The following is an 18162-nucleotide window of genomic DNA, read 5'->3' as shown; positions in this document are numbered from 1 at the left end:
TATTTTCAGCCCACCGGGTCGTCAACCCTGCCCGGTCGCCCGGGGGGCTTCAGGGGCGACAATGGCTCCATGAACGCGCTAGACCCCCTTGAGCAGGCCCTGCACGCCGCCCGCGCGCGGGTCCTCGCCGACCTCGTCGCGCGCGAGGTCGCCCAGGCCGAGGTCGTCTCGCTCGTCGAGGACGCGGTGACGCACCGCCGCTGGTGGGTCGAGCAGTGGCCCGAGGGTGTCGGCTATCTCGCCGGGCTCGTCGCCCAGGACGTACAGGACGCGCTGCTGGAGCGGTACGGCCGCTGGCCGCTGTGCCCGGTGTGCGACGCGGGCGACCCGCACGCGCTGGACGTCGAGCCGGAGCTGGGCCCCGACCCGCACTGGGTCTGCGCCCAGGCGGGTGTCGTCGTGGCCCCCGTGGGCGGCCTCGCGTGACGGTGTACATCGACCCGCCGACCTGGCCGGGCCATGGCCGCATGTGGTCCCACATGATCAGCGACGTCTCCTTCGACGAGCTGCACGCCTTCGCCGAGAAGATCGGCGCCCCGCGCCGCGCCTTCGACCGCGACCACTACGACGTGCCGTCGGTGCGGTACGCGGACGCGGTGGCGGCCGGCGCGGTCGAGGTCAGCTCCCGGGAGGTCGTACGCCTCCTCAGGAAGTCGGGCCTGCGCCGCCCGAAGCGCCGCTCGGGGACGGACTGACGGCGGGGGCCGCTGCCGGCCCCTTCGCGCCCGTGACCAGGCGGGACGATGACGTACGGCCGTGCAGGCGCAGGGCTACGGCGACCGTGACCAGGGCCAGGAGGGTCATCGCCGCGCCCGCCCAGGCCGGGGAGGCGAAGCCGAGGCCCGCGTCGATGACCGTGCCGCCGAGCCAGGGGCCGCCGGTGTTGCCGAGGTTGAAGGCCGCCGTCGTCGTGGCGCCCGCCAGGGTGGGGGCCGCGCCCGCGACGTTGAACATGCGGGCGTTCAGCGCCGGGGCCGTGTAGAACGCCGAGACGCCCAGCAGGAACGAGAGCACGATCACGGCGACCGGGCCGGAGGCGAAGAGCGCGAGCGCGACCAGGAAGAGCGTCGACGCCGCGATGCCGCTGAGCAGCACGCCGAAGAGGTGGGCGTCGGCGACGCGGCCGCCGACCATCGTGCCGACCAGCGCGCCGATGCCGAAGAGCGCCAGCACCGTCGGGACCCAGCCGGCGTCGAGCCCGGCGACGTCCGTCAGCAGCGGGGCGAGGTACGAGAAGGCGCAGAAGACACCGCCCGCGGCGAGCGCGGTGATCACGACGGCCAGCCAGACGTGGCGGTCGCGGTAGATGGCCAGCTCGTGCCGCAGCCGGGGCCGCGCGTCGGGGAGGGGGATGCGCGGGATGAGGGTCACCACGCCCACCAGCGCTATCGCGGACGCCAGCGCGACCGCCCAGAACGCCGACCGCCAGCCCAGGTGCTCGCCGAGGAAGGCGCCCGCCGGGACGCCCAGGACGTTCGCGATCGACAGCCCGCCGATCATCACCGCCATCGCCCGGGCGCGCGCCCCGAACGGCACCATGGCGATCGCGACCGCCGCGCCGACCGCCCAGAACCCGGCGCACGCGAGCGCGCTGATCACGCGGGACGCGAACAGCACGCCGTACGAGGGCGCCAGCGCGCCCGCGACCTGGCCGAGGCCGAACACCGTGATCAGCGTGATCAGCGTCGTCTTGCGCGGCAGCCGCAGCGTCGCCACCGCCAGCAGCGGCGCACCGATCACCATGCCGATCGCGAACGCCGAGATCAGCAGGCCGGCGCGCGGAATGGAGACGTCCATGTCGGCGGCGATCGGCGGCAGCAACCCCGAGAGCATGAACTCGCTCGTACCGAGCGCGAAGACGGACAGGCCGAGGATGTAGACGGCCAGGGGCATGCGGGTGGTGCGGTCGGCATGAGGCGGCATGACAGGGATCAACGCCGCCGGTGCGGCTTACATTCCTGTCTCCAGGAGCGACAGCTCCGTCGTGAGGTTCTGACGCGCTCGCTCCTCCCACTCCTTACGGCCGTGCGGCGTGCGGAAGAGGTGCGGCAACCCCAGCAGCTGGCGCAGCACCGCCGCGCGGCCCTCGCGGAAGGCCTCGTCGGGGACGAAGCCGTACTCCTCCCGTACCGCCGCCGCGTACGCCGCGTACCGCTCCGGGGCGGCGGCCAGGACCGCGAGGTCCGCGTCGCAGAGGACCTCGCCGTTGCGGTCGCCCTCGGCGGGGTCGTGGGTGATCGTCAGACGGACGAGCCGCGCGACCTCCCGCGTACGGGCCTCGTCGATGCCGAGCTCCGGCAGCGCGCGCTCGGCGAGGCGGGCGCTGCGCTCCTCGTTGGTGGAGCGCTCGGGGAGGTAGACGGCGTCGTGGAACCAGGCGGCGAGGCGGACGAGGTCGGCGTCGTCGGCGTACCCGGCCAGCTCGTCGATCCGGTCGAGGACCGCGATCAGGTGGTCGGTGGTGTGGTAGCGGCGCTGCGGCTCGGCCCAGCGGGCGAGGAGGTCGTCCGCGTAGCGGTGGGGAGACGGCATGCAGTCGTCGGTGTCGCGGGCGACGAGTACGGCCGACGCCCAGCGTTCGCGCAGGTCGTCGTGGGCGGGGTGGCGGGGTGCGGAGGGTGCGGCCATGAGGTCATTGTGCCGGTGGCGTGCCGTCGCGTGGTGGCCGCGTGGTTGCCGTGGGGCGCGGTGGGCGGTTTGCTGGGGCCATGACCGACGTACGTGATCCAGAGCTGCCCGGGCTGTTGCTGCGTACCGAGCGCGACGCCCTGATCCCCTTCCTGCGCAAGCTTCCTGACGAGGCGTTCGCCGTCCGCACCTGCTGCCCCGGCTGGACGGTGCGGCATGTGCTCGCGCACTGTGCGGCGGCGCTGACGCGCGTCGTGGAGAACCGGTTCGAGGAGGGCGTCTTCAGCCCCGAGGCCAACGACCGGGACATCGAGGAGCGCGCCGGGCTGTCGAACGCGGAGGTCGTCGACGAGCTGGAGCGCGGCATGACCGAGGCCGGGCCGGTCATCGCGGCGGCGTCGCACGGGCGGCTCGACGCGATCGCGCTCGGCGAGTGGGTGCACGCCGGTGACGTGCGCGAGGCCCTCGGGGAGCCGGGGGCGTACGCGGGCGCGGGTCTCGCCCCGGCGCTGGACCTGCTTGCCGCGGTGACCCGCGCCCGCGCCACGCCGCCGCTCCACGCGGACCTCGACGACCTGGACGAGCCGGTGCTGCTGGGCTCGGCGACGGGTGAGCACCCGCCGGCGCGGTACCTGGGGCCCGCGTCCACGCTGATCCGGCTGTACGCGGCCCGGCCCCTGACGGGCACCCGCTACGACCTGGCGGGGGTGCGGGAGGCGGAGCTGGTGCTGTTCGGGTAGAGCACCTGGGGGGCCAGGGGCTAGCGGACGCGTACCAAACGGCGGGTCCGAGGCCCGTGGCCCCGCTCCGGGGTGGTTACGACGCGGCCTTGAAACCGCGCAGCCGCAGGCTGTTGCCGACGACGAAGACCGAGGAGAAGGCCATGGCCGCTCCGGCGATCATCGGGTTGAGCAGGCCGGCGGCGGCGAGGGGCAGGGCGGCGACGTTGTAGGCGAAGGCCCAGAAGAGGTTGGACCGGATCGTGCCGAGGGTCTTGCGGGAGAGGCGGATCGCGTCCGCCGCCGCGCGCAGGTCGCCGCGTACGAGGGTGAGGTCGCCCGCCTCGATGGCGGCGTCCGTGCCCGTCCCCATGGCGAGCCCCAGGTCGGCCTGGGCGAGGGCGGCCGCGTCGTTGACGCCGTCGCCGACCATGGCCACCGAACGGCCCTCCGCCTGAAGGCGCTTGACCACCTCGACCTTGTCCTCCGGCATGACCTCGGCGATCACCTCGTCGATGCCGACCTCGGCGGCGACCGCCTCCGCGACCGCGCGGTTGTCGCCGGTCAGCAGGATCGGGGTCAGGCCCAGCGCGCGCAGCCGTCGGATGGCCTCCGGGCTGGTCTCCTTCACGGCGTCCGCGACCTCCAGGACCGCGCGCGCCTCGCCGTCCCACGCCACGGCGATGGCCGTGCGGCCGGCCGCCTCCGCCGCCTCCTTCGCCCGCTTGAGCCCGGCCGGGAGGGCGATGGACCAGTCGGCGAGCAGCTGCTCGCGGCCGACCAGGACCGCGTGGCCCTCGACGATGCCCTGGACGCCGAGACCGGGGACGTTCGCGAAGTCCTCGAGCGTCGGGAGCGCACCCGCCCTGGCGGCGGCGCCGGCGGCGACGGCCTGGGCGACGGGGTGCTCGGAGGCGTGCTCCAGCGCGCCCGCCAGCCGCAGGACGTCGAGCTCGTCGGTGCCCTCGGCGGTGTGGGCCTTGAGGAGCGTCATCTTGCCGGTGGTCACGGTGCCGGTCTTGTCCAGGACGATGGTGTCCACCGTGCGGGTCGTCTCCAGGACCTCCGGGCCCTTGATGAGGATGCCGAGCTGGGCGCCCCGGCCCGTACCGACCATCAGGGCCGTCGGGGTCGCGAGGCCCAGGGCGCAGGGGCAGGCGATGATCAGTACGGCCACGGCGGCGGTGAAGGCGGCCGTGAGGCCGGCGCCGTTGCCGAGCCAGAAGCCGAGCGTGGCGAGCGCGAGACCGATGACGACGGGGACGAAGACCGCCGAGATGCGGTCGGCGAGGCGCTGCGCGGCCGCCTTGCCGTTCTGTGCGTCCTCCACGAGCCGGGCCATCCGCGCCAGTTGGGTGTCGGCGCCGACGCGGGTGGCCTCGACGACGAGCCGGCCGCCGGCGTTGATCGTCGCGCCCGTCACGGCGTCACCGACGCCGACCTCGACGGGGACGGACTCGCCGGTGAGCATCGACGCGTCGACGGCGGAGGAGCCCTCCACGACCGTGCCGTCCGTGGCGATCTTCTCGCCGGGCCGGACCAGGAAGCGGTCCCCGGCCTGGAGGTCTGCCGTCGCGATGAGGACCTCCCGGCCGTCCCGCAGGACCGTGACCTCCTTCGCGCCCAGCTCCAGCAGGGCCTTGAGCGCCGCGCCCGCCTTCCGCTTCGAGCGGGCCTCGAAGTAGCGCCCGGCGAGGATGAAGGCGGTGACGCCGGCGGCGGCCTCCAGGTAGATGTTCCCGGCGCCGTCGCTGCGGGCGATGGTGAACTCGAAGGCGTGGGTCATGCCGGGCGTCCCGGCCGTACCGAAGAACAGCGCCCACAGCGACCACAGGAAAGCCGCCGACGTACCGACCGAGATCAGCGTGTCCATCGTCGCCGCGCCGTGCCGCGCGTTCTTCCAGGCGGCGCGGTGGAAGGGCCAGGCGGCGTACGTGACGACGGGCGCGGCGAGGGTGAGCGAGAGCCACTGCCAGTACGGGATCTGGAGGGCCGGGACCATCGCCATCGCGATGACGGGGAGGGAGAGGGCGACGGCCGTGAGCAGGCGCTGCCGCAGCGGGCGCAGTTCGTCGTCCTCCTCCTGCTCCCGGGGCGGCGGGTCCCCGGCGGTGGTGGGCGCCGTCGGGGGCGGCGCGGGCTCGTGCGCGGTGTAGCCGGTGGCCTCGACGGTGGCGATGAGGTCCTGTACGGAGACGGCGTCGCCGCGGTAGGTGACCTTGGCCTTCTCGGTGGCGTAGTTGACGGTCGCCTCGACGCCGTCCATGCGGTTCAGCTTCTTCTCGATGCGGGCGGCGCAGGAGGCGCAGGTCATGCCGCCGATGGCGAGCTCGATGTGGGCCGTCGTGGTGGTGGGGGTGCTCATCCCGCTGCCGCTCCTTGTCGTGGGCTTCCGTTATACCCCTGGGGGGTACTGCTGTGCGACTCCATGTATACCCAGGGCGGGTATCGGTACGCAAGTGCCTCCCCGCCTTGACTTTATACCCCTGGGGGGTATCTAGTGATGGGTGTCAGGCAGGTCTCGGACCCGTACCAAGGAGTCGGTCATGAACACCGGAGTGAAGATCACCGCTTTCGCGGCAGTGCTCGCCGCGACGTTCGGCACGGCGTACGGGGTCGGCAAGGGCGTCGACCCGGTGGTCGCGCCCGCCGCCGCGTCCGCCGCCCACAGGGGGCACGCGGAGGCCCCGGCCGGTGGAGCGGCGTCCGCGCCCGGGGGGCTCCAGGTCTCCGAGGCCGGGTACACCCTCGCCCTGGAGCCGTCGGCGCTCACGGCGGGCGCGCCCGCCGAGCTGCGCTTCGCCATCGCGGACGCGCGCGGCCGCAAGGTCACCGCGTACGAGCGCGAACACGGCAAGGAGCTCCACCTCATCCTCGCCTCGCGGGACCTCACCGTGTACCGGCACCTCCACCCGGTGCGCGACGCCGACGGCACCTGGTCCGTGCCGGTGCGGCTGCCGAAGGCGGGCGACTACCGCGCCTTCGCCGACTTCACGCCCGCCGGGGGAGAGGGCCTGACCCTCGGGGCCGACCTCGCCGTCGCGGGGGCGTACCGCCCGGCGGCACTCCCCGCCGCGAGCCGCGTCGCCGAGGTCGACGGCTACCGCGTCGAACTGCGCGGGACCCCCGTACCGGGCCGGCCCGCCGAACTGACGCTGCACGTCAGCCGCGGCGGCGTACCCGTGACGGACCTCCAGCCCTACCTGGGCGCGTACGGCCACCTCGTCGCGCTGCGCGCCGGTGACCTCGCGTACCTCCACGTCCATCCGCACGAGGGGCCGGCCGGTCCGGAGGTGTCGTTCACGGCGACGGCGCCGAGCTCGGGGTCGTACCGGCTCTTCCTCGACTTCCGGCACGAGGGGAAGGTGCGTACGGCTGCTTTCACGGTGCACGCGCATTAGGCTGACCAATGGACTAGACCTGTCGATCGAGGAATGGAGTCCCAGTGAGCGTGAGCGATCGTGCACTTCTGGAGGTGATCGCGCTCGACGCGGAGGACGCGATCGCCGCCCGGGCGGGCGGGGCGGACCGCCTCGAACTGGTCACGGACATGGCCGCGGACGGGCTCACGCCGTCCCGCGAGACCTACGGCCGGATCCGCGCCGCCGTCGACATCCCGCTGCGCGTGATGCTGCGCCTCGCGGACGGCTTCGCGGCGGGCGACGTCGACGCGCTGGTACGGGCGGCGCGCGAGATGCGCGCGGAGGGCGCGGACGAGTTCGTCCTGGGCTTCCTGGACGCCGCCGGGCACGTGGACCTCGTCGCCGTCGAGCGGCTGGTCGCGGAGCTGGAGGGGTGCCGGTGGACCTTCCACCGGGCGCTCGACCGGGCGGCCGACCGCGACGCCGCGCGCAAGCAGCTCGCGGACCTGCCGGGCCTCGACACGTACCTGACCGCCGGCTCGGCGGCGGGCGTCGACGAGGGCCTGCCGACCCTGCTGGCCGAGGCGGCGGCGGCCCGGCGCGGCGAACCCGGCTACGCGCCGAGGCTCCTGGTGGGCGGAGGGCTGCAGCTGGAGCACGTGCCGGCGCTGCTGGCGGGCGGGGTGACGGGCTTCCACATCGGCGGCGCGGCGCGACCGGCGGGGTGGTCGGGGCCGGTGTCGCAGGCGGCGGTGCGGGAGTGGCGGGCGGCGCTGGACGCGGGGGCGTAGGCGGGGGCTCTGCCCCTACCCCTCCCCGTAACTGGGGGCTGCGCCCCCAGACTCCCACGGTGCCCGGGGCGGTGCCCCGGGGCCCGGGTGGGCAGCGGCTCCGCGCTGCGGTAGCGCCTGCGGGCGGGTTTTCCGGGCTTGCCGGGGGCGCCCACAGGGGGATGCACGCACCGGCGGCGGAAACGACCACCCGCGTGAGGGGGTCGGGGGTGGAGCGTGGGGGGTGGTCGGACGTAAAACGACTGAACTCGCGCGAAGCGCGGTGAACGAGAGTCCGACCACCCCCCACCGGAACCCCCGGCACCCGACCCGCACCCGCACCCGCCCGGTACGCACCCGGCGGCAACCAACGCCCCCGCTCAGCTCGCCAACTGCGCCGGAAGGTCCGCCGCGTGGACCACCGTCAGGCCCGAGACCGCGCGGGTCAGGGAGACGTACAGGCGGCGCAGGCCCGTGCGTTCGTCGGGTTCGGCGTCGACGATGGCCGAGGGCTCGTCGAGGACGACGTAGTCGTACTCGAGGCCCTTCGCCAGCGAGGCCGGGACCAGGGTGAGGCGGGACTCGGGCGTGGTCTCCTCGCCGGGGGCCAGGTAGGAGAGGCCCGCCTCGGCCAGCGCGCGGGCCAGTGGTTCGAGGCGGGCGTCCGCCGCGATGAGGCCGATCGAGCCCTCGTGCTCCAGGGCGGAGAGGCACGCCGACACGACCGCGGGCGTCGCGTCCGGCGCGTGCCGGACGACCTCCAGGGAGCCCGGTGCCTCGCGGACCGACCGGACCTCCGCGAGGTCCGGCGCGATGTGCGGCAGGAGCCGGGACGCGTACGCGATCACCTCGCGGGGCACGCGGAAGCCGGCCGTCAGCTCCTCCACGGTCGCCTCCGCCTTGCCGAGGTGCCGCAGGGCGTCGGCCCAACTCGCCGTGGCCCACGGGGTCGTGCCCTGCGCGAGGTCGCCGAGGACCGTCGCGGAGCCGGTCGTGCAGCGGCGCCCGACCGCGCGGTACTGCATGGGCGACAGGTCCTGGGCCTCGTCGAGCACCACATGGCCCAGGGAGTGCGTGCGCTCCACGAGGTCGGCGGCCTCGTCGACGAGGACCGCGTCCGCCGCCGACCACGTCGCGGACTTGACCGAGCGCGGCGGCTTCGGCCACAGAACGGCCTTCTGCTCCTCGGCGGACAGCAGGCCGTCCGCGTGCACGGCGAGGAACTCGGCGTCGGACAGCAGCCGGTGCACCAGTTTCGCCGGCTCGACCGGCGGCCACACCTCCTTGACCACGGCCTTGACGGCGGCGTTGCGCGCCACCGCGTTCTGCACGCGGTCGTCCGGGGCCTCGCCCGCCTGTTCCATGCGGACCAGCACCGCGTGGGCGATCCGCTGCGGAAGGGCCTCGCGGGCGGCGCCGTAACGGATGTCGCGGTCCAGCAACTCCCGCACCATCTCTTCCAGTTCGTACGCGGGGACGCGCCAGCGCCGGGAGCCGCGTACGACCATCAGCGGCTCGGTCGGCAGCGTGACGTGCGCGTACAGCGCGCGCCGCAGCACCTCCGCCATCCGGGCGTCGCCCTTCACCACGGCGGCCGCCGCGTCGTCGGTGCCCCGCACCTCGACGCGCGTGGCGACCAGGTCGTCGACCGTGGTCTGCTGCACCTCCAGCTCGCCGAGCGCGGGAAGCACCTGCTCGATGTAGTGGAGGAAGGAACGGTTCGGCCCGATGACCAGGGTGCCCGTGCGGGCGAGCCGCTCCCGGTGCGCGTACAGCAGGTACGCCACCCGGTGCAGGCCGACCGCCGTCTTGCCCGTGCCGGGACCGCCCTGCACGCAGACCGTGCCGCCGAGCCCGGACCGTACGATCTCGTCCTGCTCCGGCTGGATCGTCGCGACGATGTCCCGCATCGGCCCGACGCGCGGGCGCTCGATCTCCGCCTGGAGCAGCTTCGAGGTGCGCTCGGCCTCGTCGGGGTCGGAGAGGCGCTCGTCCTCGTACGCGGTGAGTTCGCCGCCCGTGTAACCGAAGCGGCGCCGCAGCCCCACGTCCTGCGGGTCCTTCTTGGACGCGCGGTAGAACGGTTGCGACACCGGCGCACGCCAGTCGACGACCATCGGGTCGCCGTCCCCGTCGTGGACGTGCCGCCGCCCGATGTAGAAGCGCTGCCCCTCCTGGGTCGTGGACAGGTAGTCCAGCCGCCCGAAGAACAGCGGGGTGTGCGAGAGGTCCGCCAGCGCCTTGATGCGCTGTTCGATCTGCGCCTCCAGGACGGCGGCGTTGACCCAGTTCGCGGTCACGTCGGTGATGTCGAGCGCCTCGACGTCCTCGCGCATCGCGCGCAGGGCGGCGCGGGAGGCGGCGAGGTGGGCCCGTTCGCGGGCGAGCGGGCCGGGATCAGGGGAGCCGGGCAGGTCGGCGGGCACGGCGGAGCCTCCGTCGGTCGTACGGGTGGTGGTACGGCGGGGCCGTCCGGTTGCCGACCGGACGGCGGCGCTCCACGAACGGGAGGCGGGCAAGGCGGAGGAGTCTAGCCACCGGCGGGGCGGCCCTCCACCGAATTACGGGACCGGGCGGACGGGGCCGGGCGCCGAGCCGGCCCCGCGACCCGTGGGGGGATCCTTACGACCCGTAGGGGACGCCGTATGCCTGGAGTCGTACGCGGGCGGCGGCCCGGTTCGCTCTGCGGACCGATGTGCCCCGCGCCCGTACGGGAAGGATCCTGGACACATGACCACAGTCACGCACATCCCCGGTGTCCACGGCCGGTCCGCCCGGTCCGGCCCCTCCGGCCGCCTCGGCAACGCCCTGCGCGCGGTCAAGGTCTTCACGACGGCGGCGCTGGAGGTCGTCCTCCTCGGCGAGTACGCCGAGGAGGCGGAGGCGAAAGCGGCGGCGGCGGGCGTCAGGCGCCGCTGAGGTCGGGGTCCGCGTCGCGGTCCCGCAGCAGCTCGTCGGAGTCGACGATCCGGTACGCGTACCCCTGCTCCGCGAGGAACCGCTGCCGGTGCGCCGCGAAGTCCTGGTCGATGGTGTCCCGGGCGACCACCGAGTAGAACGTGGCCTTGTGCCCGTCGGCCTTCGGCCGCAGGACCCGGCCCAGACGCTGGGCCTCCTCCTGGCGGGAGCCGAAGGTGCCGGACACCTGGATGGCGACCGTCGCCTCGGGCAGGTCGATGGAGAAGTTGGCGACCTTCGACACCACCAGCACGCTCAGCTCGCCGTTCCGGAACGCGTCGAAGAGCTTCTCGCGCTGCGCGTTCGACGTCTCGCCCTTGATGACCGGGGCGTCCAGGTGTTCGCCCAGCTCGTCGAGCTGGTCGATGTACTGGCCGATCACCAGCGTCTGCTGGCCCCGGTGCTTCTCGACCAGCGCCTCCGTCACCTTCCGCTTCGTCGCGGTCGTCGCGCAGAAGCGGTACTTCTCCTCCGACTCGGCGGTCGCGTACGCGAGCCGCTCGGAGTCGGTGAGGTTGACGCGCACCTCGACGCAGTCGGCGGGCGCGATGTAGCCCTGCGCCTCGATCTCCTTCCACGGCGCGTCGAACCGCTTGGGCCCGATCAGCGAGAACACGTCCGACTCGCGCCCGTCCTCGCGGACGAGCGTCGCCGTCAGGCCGAGGCGGCGGCGCGCCTGGAGGTCGGCGGTGAACTTGAACACGGGCGCCGGCAGCAGGTGCACCTCGTCGTAGAGGATCAGGCCCCAGTCGCGGGAGTCGAAGAGCTCCAGGTGGGGGTAGATGCCCTTCCGCTTCGTCGTCAGCACCTGGTACGTGGCGATGGTGACGGGCCGGATCTCCTTGCGGGTGCCGCTGTACTCGCCGATCTCGTCCTCGGTGAGGGAGGTCCGCTTCACCAGCTCGTGCTTCCACTGGCGGGCCGAGACCGTGTTGGTGACGAGGATCAGGGTCGTCGCCTTGGCCTGCGCCATGGCCCCGGCCCCGACGAGCGTCTTGCCCGCGCCGCAGGGCAGCACGACGACGCCCGAACCGCCGTGCCAGAAGCCCTCGACGGCCTGCTTCTGGTACGGGCGCAGGGCCCAGCCGTTCTCGTCCAGGTCGATGCGGTGCGCCTCGCCGTCCACGTAACCGGCGTGGTCCTCGGCGGGCCAGCCCAGCTTGAGCAGCGTCTGCTTGATCTGCCCGCGCTCGGAGGGGTGCACGGCGACGGTGTCGGGGTCGATGCGCTCCCCGACCAGCGGCTGGACCTTCTTGGACCGGAGGATCTCCTCCAGGACCGGCCGGTCGGTGGTGGTCAGCACGAGCCCGTGCGTGGGGTGCCTGGCCAGCGTCAGCCGGCCGTAGCGGGCCATCGTCTCGGCGACGTCCACGAGCAGCGCGTGCGGCACGGGGTAGCGGGAGTACTCGACGAGCGCGTCCACGACCTGCTCGGCGTCGTGCCCGGCGGCCCGGGCGTTCCACAGGCCCAGCGGCGTGACGCGGTAGGTGTGGATGTGCTCGGGGGCCCGCTCCAGCTCCGCGAACGGCGCGATGGCGCGGCGGCACGCGTCGGCCTGCTCGTGGTCGACTTCGAGCAGGAGTGTCTTGTCGCTCTGGACGATCAGTGGTCCGTTCACGCCTCACCCTTTCCTGGCGTTCCTGGCGGTTTTGGCCGCCGTCTGGGGAACGGCCAAACATCCAGTGTTACGCATCGGCGGAGGAAGCGGGGTGAGTAGTCGCGCGGCCACGGATGAGTACGGGCGCGGGTGGGGCCGCCGGGGCGGGGGCGGTGGGATGGGGGCATGCGACGAAGCCGCCCCGCCACGAACCCCTTCCCGCCGTACCTGCTGCCCTCTGCGCCCGCGCCCGTGGCGGCGCGGGCTCCGTACGACCGGCACTGGTGGGTGCCGCCGCTGGTCGCGACGGTGCTCGCCGTGGTGTCGGCGGTCGTGTGCTCGGCCCCGCTGCGGGAGGGCGGGGAGTGGAACCCCTTCGCCCTCGGCTACCTGGTGCCGCTGGGGATGGTGGCGGCCAGCTGGTTCGTCGACCGCACGACGGCCGGGCGGGGCGCGCGGATCGGGCTGGGGGCGGCCGGGTGCCTGCTCAGCGCGGCGTACATGACGCTCCTCACGCCCCTGGCGCTGATCGTCTTCTTCGTCATGCTCCTGACCGGCAACGTGACGGCCTGACCGCCGCGGTCAGAGCATGATGCTCTGGATCAGGGGCCCCTCGATCTGCAGGTCGCTCAGCGGGCCGCTGATGGGCGGGAGCACCGTCCCGGCGACGGCGAGGAAGACGGTCACGGCGGTCACGGCGAGGGTGAGGCGACGGATCACGGCGGGTCCTTTCACGGGGACAGCGGCCGGGCCCGCACCGGTCGGACGTCGGTGGGGACCGGTCGCAGAGGGCTGGGCTGAGGAGCGGGACCGCCCCGTGGCTGCCCGTGCCACGCCGAGAGGATGCGGAAAGTCCCCCGGGGGTGCGGATTCGCTCACCCCGGAGTGGTAATCCGACCGGCCCGGCGCATGATCGGCGCCGGACCGTTCAAACGGTCAGAGCTGGTCCTCCGCCACCTCCGCCACACCCGTGATGCGGTGCAGCGGATACGTGCGGACTTCGTCCGCCGTGTGGTCGTACGCCGTGACGAAGCCGCCCTCGACCCGTACGGGCGCGATGACGCGCTGGCTGGCGGCGCCGTCGGCGTTGACGTAACCGATCCAGACGGCGGAGCCGGTCATGGCGGCGGCCTGGACGGTGGCGAGGGTCTCGGCGGCGGAGGTGCGGGGCAGTTGGCCGCCGTGCCGTTCCCGGCCCAGGGCCCCGTCCTCGCCCTCGCCCTGGTCCGTGGTGTCCTTGCGCACCACCGACGACGCCTGGTCACCGGCGCGGATGGCCCGCACGGCCGCGCCGAGCAGCGTGGCGTCCGGCAGCGGCGGGCCGTCCGGGACCGGCGCGGGCGGCGTCCGGGGCGGGGTGCGGCGGGCGTGGGCGCGGGTGACCAGCACGTCTCCCTCCGCCGACTCGGCGGCCGGCGCGAAGCCCATGGACCGCAGGCCCTCCAGCAGCGCCGCCGGGTCGGCCTGCGCGGCCAGCACCGTGGGCGCGAGGCGCCGCAGCCGCAGGGACGCCGACCGCTTGTCGGCGAGGATCTCGCCGAGGACGGCGTCGTCGTCGCAGCGTACGTAGGCGGAGGCGGCGCCGACGCGCAGGTGGCCGTGGCGGCGGGCGACGTCGTCGATGAGGTACGCGAGCGGCTGCGGGACCGGCGTGCGGGAGTGCGCGGCGAGGAAGGCGTGCAGGTCGGCAGCCGCCTGCCCGGAGTCGAGCGCGCGGCGCACGGAGGCGGGCGTGAAGCGGTACACGGTGGCGCCGCCCTTGGACTCGACGTCCGCGATCACGGCGAGCATGTCGGCGAGGGGCCGCTGGAGGGGGCCGGGGGCGACGGCGGTGAGGTCCGCCTGGAGCAGTACGTGGTCGACGGGCTCGGGCAGCAGCGGCGCGAGCAGCGCGGCGGCCCGCACGGCCCCGGCGGCGGCCTCCGCGACGGAGACCCCGTTCTCGGAGGCGACGCCGTGCCCGGCATGCTGCGAGGCCCCGGCGCCTGCGACGCCCGGCGCTCCCGTGCCCGACGCTCCTGCGCCAGTGCCCGTGCCCGGCGCTCCCGCGGCCGGCGCTCCCGCGGCCGGCGCGCCCGTGCCCGACGCTCCTGCGCCCGTGCCCGTGCCCGGCGCGCCCGCTCCTCCGGCGGTCCCCCCGGCGTCCGTCGCCTCACCCGGAGCCGGGGGCACGGCCTCCGGCAGCAGCGCCCGGCCGTGCGTGGACAGCGCTCCCCGGCCCGTCACGCCCAACAGCTCCGCCTCCGACAGGGTCCACCGTGCCAGCCGGGCGCGCAGGTCCGTCCCCGACGCGGCCGCGCCGCGCAGCGGGCGTTCCCAGCGCAGCCGGGCCAGCAGGGTGTCGGGGTCCGGGGACGCCCCGGCCGGGAGTTCCGCCAGCAGGGCCAGGACCCGGCGGCGTACCTCCGGGGCCGCGCCCCGGTCCAGGTCGGGGCCGAGCGCCGAGAGCGTACGGCCCTTCGTGTCCTGGCCGCCGACCAGGCCCGGCGTCCGCGTCGCGGGCAGCCACGCCGCCAGCAGCCGCCCCCACCGCTCGGGGGCCGGCAGCTCGAGCCACTCGTCGAACGCGGGCGTCGGCGCGTACCGCTCGTCGGCCTCGCCGTCCGAGGCGATGAGCCCGGCCGCGTACCCGAGCTCCACCCAGAAGGCGGCCATCGGCTCCGACACGTCCAGCGCGACGGCCGTCCGCTTCAGGTCCCGTACCGAGAGGCCGCCCGCGCGCAGCACGGCCGGACCGCCCTCGTTCCACTCCCTCAGCAGCTCCTCGACGGTCGCCAGCGTCGTGTACGCCTGACCGGCCGCCGTACTGTCCACAACCTGTGGACGGTTTTCCTTCGCCGCCGCGACCGCCGGCGGCACCGGCTCCGGCGTACGGTGCGCCCGCCCCCCGCGCAGGTGCAGCGCCGCCTCGCGCGGCAGCACCACCGTGCGCGCGGTCGCCGGCAGCAGCAGCCCCCGCTCCCGCAGCCACCGCACCGGCGGCGCGGGGTTCGGCGTGATCTCGCCGTACGGCGGCCCCCACACCAGGCGGTCCAGCACCGCCAGCGCCTCCATCGGGGCCGTGTCCAGCAGGGCGCCCATCCGCTCCCGGTCGGTGAACAACGCCGTCAACGCCGCCACCGCCGACACCGGATCGTGTGTCGTCGGCAGGCCGGCCGCCGCGAGGATCTCCTGGAGCCGCCCGGGGGACATCCCCGCCGTCGCCTCCGCGACCGTCGGGCCGAGCCCGGTGGGCGACGCGTGCTGCGACGACGGCGCGAGCAACTCCCGTGCCGTGCGCACCAGTCGCAGCCGCTCGTCGTCGCCCCACACCAGGGCCTGGTCGCGCAGCAGCCCGACCGCGCCCGGCAGCGCCGCCTCGACGGCCGGGTCGCCCTCGTCGCCCGCCATGAGGGCGAGCAGCACGGAGTACGGCGCCGGGTCCGGCGCCACCGCCAGCGCCTCCGCCGTCTGCAGCGCGAACCGGTCCAGCCGTTCCAGCGCGCGGACGACCGAGGCGCGCGTACCGGCGCGCGTGGCGAGCTGGGTCAGGTCGTTCGGTACGGGCACGAGCAGATCCGGCCGGGCGCGCAGCAGCACGGCCAGTCCCTCGTCACCGCGTGCGCGGAGCGCCTCCGCGAGGGTGCGCGGAGCCGCCGTGACGCCCTTGCCTTCGTTGCCATCGGTCCCCATCCGGACCACGTTAGCCCCTGCGCGCACGCTAACGTCGGGACGTGGGGATCGAGAGCGACCAACTGGTCTTCGACTACCTGAGCCGGGTCGGTGACCTGGCCCAGCGGCAACAGCTGCCCTCCCAGGCGCGGATGCGGCTCGTGGCGTCGCTGCGCGGCGAGATCGAGCAGCGGCGGGCGAAGGGCGACAGCCCGGAGGCGGTGCGGCGGATCCTGACGCGCCTCGGCACGCCGGACGAAGTGGTGGCGGCGGCGTCCTCGGGGCAGCTGACCGTGCCGCCGCAGCGCACGGCGAAGACGCCGGACCCGGCCGGCAGTCCGCACCTGGCGGGCACGGACGAGGTGGGGTCGGGCGACATCCAGCCGGACTGGTGGCGCGTGGAGGACGTACCGGCGGGCTTCCACGGCGGCGTCGAGATCCCGGAGATGCTGAAGCCCCCGGCGCCCGAGGACCCCGAGGCCCCTGACGCCCCGGAAACCCCGGAAGCCTCGGAAGCTTCCGAAGCCCCGGCGAAGGGCCGCCGCCTCCCGCGCCTGCTCCGTCGCCGTACGCCCGCGAAAGCGGCGCCCGCGCCCGCGCCCGCAGCCACGGCCGTGCCGGCGAAGGCCCCGGCGCGGATCCGCAACCCGTTCCTGCTGCTCGCCGCCGCGCTCCTCCTCGCCGGCGCGGTCCTCGGCTCCTGGTACCCGCTCGCCGGCGGCTGGCTCCTCGCGTACGGCTCGCGGCGCCTGAGCCGTACGGAGGCGAAGTGGGCGGTCATGTGGCTGCCGGGGCTGGTGGCGGCGGGCGCGGCGGTGTGGCTGTGGGGGCGGACGGAGGGCCGCTGGGGCGAGCCGCTCGCGGCGGGCGCGATGGGGGAGGCGGTGTCGGAGACGTGGCCCTGGGTGGTGCGGGGCGCGGCACTCGCGTCGGCGCTGTTCCTGGCCTGGCGCTCGCGCCGCGCCTGAACCCCGCCCCCGGGGATCGGGCAGGTGGCCGGAAGCCGCCGCCCGGCACAATGGCCCCCATGCCCGCAGACCCGAACGCCCCGCTCGCCGCCCCGCTCACCGTCGGCTTCGACCTCGACATGACGCTGATCGACTCCCGCCCCGGCATCCACGCCGCCTACCGGGCGCTCTCCGCCGAGACCGGCGTGTGGATAGACGCCGACCTGGCCGTCACCCGCCTCGGGCCGCCGCTCGAGCTGGAGATGGCGCACTGGTTCCCGGCGGACCGGGTCCAGGAGATGACGGACCGCTACCGCGCGCTCTACCCCGCGTACGCGATCGAACCGACGCTTGCGATGCCGGGCGCGAGGGATGCGATTCAAGCCGTTCGCGCGGCGGGCGGCCGGGCCATCGTCGTGACCGCCAAGCACCAGCCGAACGCCGAACTCCACCTCACCCACCTCGGCATCGAAGCCGACGCGGTCATCGGCTGGCTGTGGGCGGAGGCCAAGGCCGAGGCGCTGCGCGAGCACGGCGCGAGCGTGTACGTCGGGGACCACACCGGTGACGTACGCGGCGCCCGCACGGCGGGGGCGCTCGCCGTCTCCGTACCCACCGGCCCCTGCGGGGCCGAGGAACTGCGGGCGGCCGGCGCGGACGTCGTCCTGGACGACCTGACGGCCTTTCCTGCCTGGTGGGAGGCCTACAGGGCGGGCTTGGCGGTCGGCTCGGCGGCCGACTTCGCCTGACGGCGCTGCGCCGCGATCGAGCGCAGCACCCCGGCCGCGGCGATGACGAAACCGACGCCCATCAGCATGCACACGGCGTATGCCACCGGGGGGAAGGGGTCCGTGCCCAGGAAGAGGGGCGCGACCGTGACCAGGGTGGCGATGGCGCCGACGATGAAGACGATCCCGCCGGCGCGGACGAGACCGTCGCCGGGGGCGGCGCTGCTCGCAGGGGTTTCACTACGCATTCGGCCAGGGTAGTTCCCCGGCCGGAGGAACAAACCAGAGACGTCTTGTCACCAGGCCACGGACCATTAGCCTTGATGTTCGGCGGGTCCGGGCGACCCGCTGTAGTGCTATCCAGAGCCATTTCATGGCGCCAGATCGAGTACGAGGACGAGGACAGACGTGCCTACCGGCAAGGTCAAGTGGTTCAACAGCGAGAAGGGCTTCGGCTTTCTCTCCCGCGACGACGGCGGCGACGTCTTCGTGCACTCGTCGGTGCTCCCTGCCGGGGTGGACGCCCTCAAGCCCGGCCAGCGTGTGGAATTCGGCGTCGTGGCGGGCCAGCGTGGTGACCAGGCGCTTTCCGTGATCGTCCTGGACCCGACGCCGTCGGTGGCGGCCGCGCAGCGGCGCAAGCCGGACGAGCTGGCGTCGATCGTCCAGGACCTGACGACGCTCCTGGAGAACATCACCCCGATGCTGGAGCGGGGCCGCTACCCCGACAAGGCCCACGGCAAGAAGATCGCGGGCCTGCTGCGGGCGGTCGCCGACCAGCTCGACGTGTAAGAACGACGTG

Annotated in this window: 18 protein-coding genes; 10 read left to right on the top strand and 8 right to left on the bottom strand. The window is 74.4% G+C overall.

The window, feature by feature from the left end; translation table 11 throughout:
* Positions 1-69 precede the first annotated feature (69 nt).
* Together ACZ42X_RS24715 and ACZ42X_RS24710 are read left to right on the top strand one after the other, a co-directional pair.
* Complete coding sequence (locus ACZ42X_RS24715; protein WP_468294064.1) at positions 70-426, top strand: hypothetical protein; 357 nt, start codon at positions 70-72, stop codon at positions 424-426.
* Positions 423-695 carry a DUF4031 domain-containing protein gene (locus ACZ42X_RS24710; protein ID WP_468294061.1) on the top strand — a complete coding sequence of 91 codons (273 nt, stop codon included), beginning with the start codon at positions 423-425 and terminating at the stop codon, positions 693-695. The genes ACZ42X_RS24715 and ACZ42X_RS24710 overlap by 4 nt, the downstream gene beginning before the upstream one ends.
* Here ACZ42X_RS24710 and ACZ42X_RS24705 read toward each other — a convergent pair.
* Positions 646-1893, bottom strand: coding sequence for a Cmx/CmrA family chloramphenicol efflux MFS transporter (locus ACZ42X_RS24705; protein WP_468294424.1), 1248 nt, complete (start codon positions 1891-1893; stop codon positions 646-648). The two genes, ACZ42X_RS24710 and ACZ42X_RS24705, sit on opposite strands and share 50 nt — an antisense overlap.
* 57 nt (positions 1894-1950) lie before the next feature.
* Positions 1951-2628, bottom strand: a complete 678-nt coding sequence (locus ACZ42X_RS24700; protein WP_468294058.1) for an HD domain-containing protein — start codon at positions 2626-2628, stop codon at positions 1951-1953.
* 80 nt (positions 2629-2708) lie between these two features.
* On the opposite strand from ACZ42X_RS24700, the gene ACZ42X_RS24695 reads away from it, so the two are divergent.
* Positions 2709-3368, top strand: coding sequence for a maleylpyruvate isomerase family mycothiol-dependent enzyme (locus ACZ42X_RS24695; RefSeq protein WP_468294056.1), 660 nt, complete (start codon positions 2709-2711; stop codon positions 3366-3368).
* A gap of 76 nt (positions 3369-3444) precedes the next feature.
* Here the strand turns inward: ACZ42X_RS24695 and ACZ42X_RS24690 are convergent, their stop codons facing one another.
* The gene (locus tag ACZ42X_RS24690; RefSeq protein ID WP_468294053.1) at positions 3445-5712 is read right to left on the bottom strand and encodes a heavy metal translocating P-type ATPase; all 2268 of its coding nucleotides are present in this window, start codon (positions 5710-5712) and stop codon (positions 3445-3447) included.
* 181 nt (positions 5713-5893) lie between these two features.
* Between ACZ42X_RS24690 and ACZ42X_RS24685 the strand changes: the two genes are divergently transcribed.
* Positions 5894-6748: a hypothetical protein gene (locus ACZ42X_RS24685; RefSeq protein ID WP_468294051.1), complete on the top strand. Its 855-nt coding sequence runs from the start codon at positions 5894-5896 to the stop codon at positions 6746-6748.
* 50 nt (positions 6749-6798) lie between these two features.
* Entirely contained in the window at positions 6799-7500 is a 702-nt protein-coding gene (locus ACZ42X_RS24680; protein ID WP_468294048.1) for a copper homeostasis protein CutC, read from the top strand.
* A gap of 359 nt (positions 7501-7859) precedes the next feature.
* Here ACZ42X_RS24680 and ACZ42X_RS24675 read toward each other — a convergent pair whose 3' ends face one another.
* Complete coding sequence (locus ACZ42X_RS24675) at positions 7860-9893, bottom strand: HelD family protein (RefSeq protein WP_468294421.1); 2034 nt, start codon at positions 9891-9893, stop codon at positions 7860-7862.
* Between the two features lie 316 nt (positions 9894-10209).
* Between ACZ42X_RS24675 and ACZ42X_RS24670 the strand changes: the two genes are divergently transcribed.
* Positions 10210-10398 carry a hypothetical protein gene (locus ACZ42X_RS24670; RefSeq protein ID WP_468294045.1) on the top strand — a complete coding sequence of 63 codons (189 nt, stop codon included), beginning with the start codon at positions 10210-10212 and terminating at the stop codon, positions 10396-10398.
* On the opposite strand, the gene ACZ42X_RS24665 is transcribed toward ACZ42X_RS24670, so the two are convergent.
* Entirely contained in the window at positions 10385-12055 is a 1671-nt protein-coding gene (locus tag ACZ42X_RS24665) for a DNA repair helicase XPB (protein ID WP_468294042.1), read from the bottom strand. The two genes, ACZ42X_RS24670 and ACZ42X_RS24665, sit on opposite strands and share 14 nt — an antisense overlap.
* Positions 12056-12220: 165 nt before the next feature.
* On the opposite strand from ACZ42X_RS24665, the gene ACZ42X_RS24660 reads away from it, so the two are divergent.
* Complete coding sequence (locus ACZ42X_RS24660) at positions 12221-12607, top strand: hypothetical protein (RefSeq protein WP_468294039.1); 387 nt, start codon at positions 12221-12223, stop codon at positions 12605-12607.
* 9 nt (positions 12608-12616) lie between these two features.
* On the opposite strand, the gene ACZ42X_RS24655 is transcribed toward ACZ42X_RS24660, so the two are convergent.
* Entirely contained in the window at positions 12617-12754 is a 138-nt protein-coding gene (locus tag ACZ42X_RS24655) for a hypothetical protein (protein ID WP_468294036.1), read from the bottom strand.
* A 216-nt stretch (positions 12755-12970) separates the two neighbouring features.
* Positions 12971-15706 (bottom strand): helicase-associated domain-containing protein, encoded by a 2736-nt coding sequence (locus tag ACZ42X_RS24650; protein WP_468294033.1) that lies wholly within the window; start codon positions 15704-15706, stop codon positions 12971-12973.
* A 41-nt stretch (positions 15707-15747) separates the two neighbouring features.
* On the opposite strand from ACZ42X_RS24650, the gene ACZ42X_RS24645 reads away from it, so the two are divergent.
* Both ACZ42X_RS24645 and ACZ42X_RS24640 read left to right on the top strand, forming a co-directional pair.
* Positions 15748-16653, top strand: coding sequence for a hypothetical protein (locus ACZ42X_RS24645; RefSeq protein ID WP_468294030.1), 906 nt, complete (start codon positions 15748-15750; stop codon positions 16651-16653).
* A gap of 50 nt (positions 16654-16703) precedes the next feature.
* Positions 16704-17381 (top strand): HAD family hydrolase, encoded by a 678-nt coding sequence (locus ACZ42X_RS24640; protein ID WP_468294027.1) that lies wholly within the window; start codon positions 16704-16706, stop codon positions 17379-17381.
* On the opposite strand, the gene ACZ42X_RS24635 is transcribed toward ACZ42X_RS24640, so the two are convergent.
* Positions 17336-17608, bottom strand: a complete 273-nt coding sequence (locus ACZ42X_RS24635; protein WP_361417364.1) for a hypothetical protein — start codon at positions 17606-17608, stop codon at positions 17336-17338. The two genes, ACZ42X_RS24640 and ACZ42X_RS24635, sit on opposite strands and share 46 nt — an antisense overlap.
* Before the next feature lie 160 nt (positions 17609-17768).
* Here ACZ42X_RS24635 and ACZ42X_RS24630 point away from each other — a divergent pair, with 160 nt between their 5' ends.
* Complete coding sequence (locus ACZ42X_RS24630) at positions 17769-18152, top strand: cold-shock protein (RefSeq protein ID WP_361417367.1); 384 nt, start codon at positions 17769-17771, stop codon at positions 18150-18152.
* The last annotated feature ends 10 nt before the right edge of the window (positions 18153-18162 follow it).

The organism is Streptomyces sp. NPDC030862, from assembly GCF_055571835.1.
The sequence above is the reverse complement of the archived record's forward strand: the minus strand, read 5'-3'. Positions and strand labels throughout refer to the sequence as shown.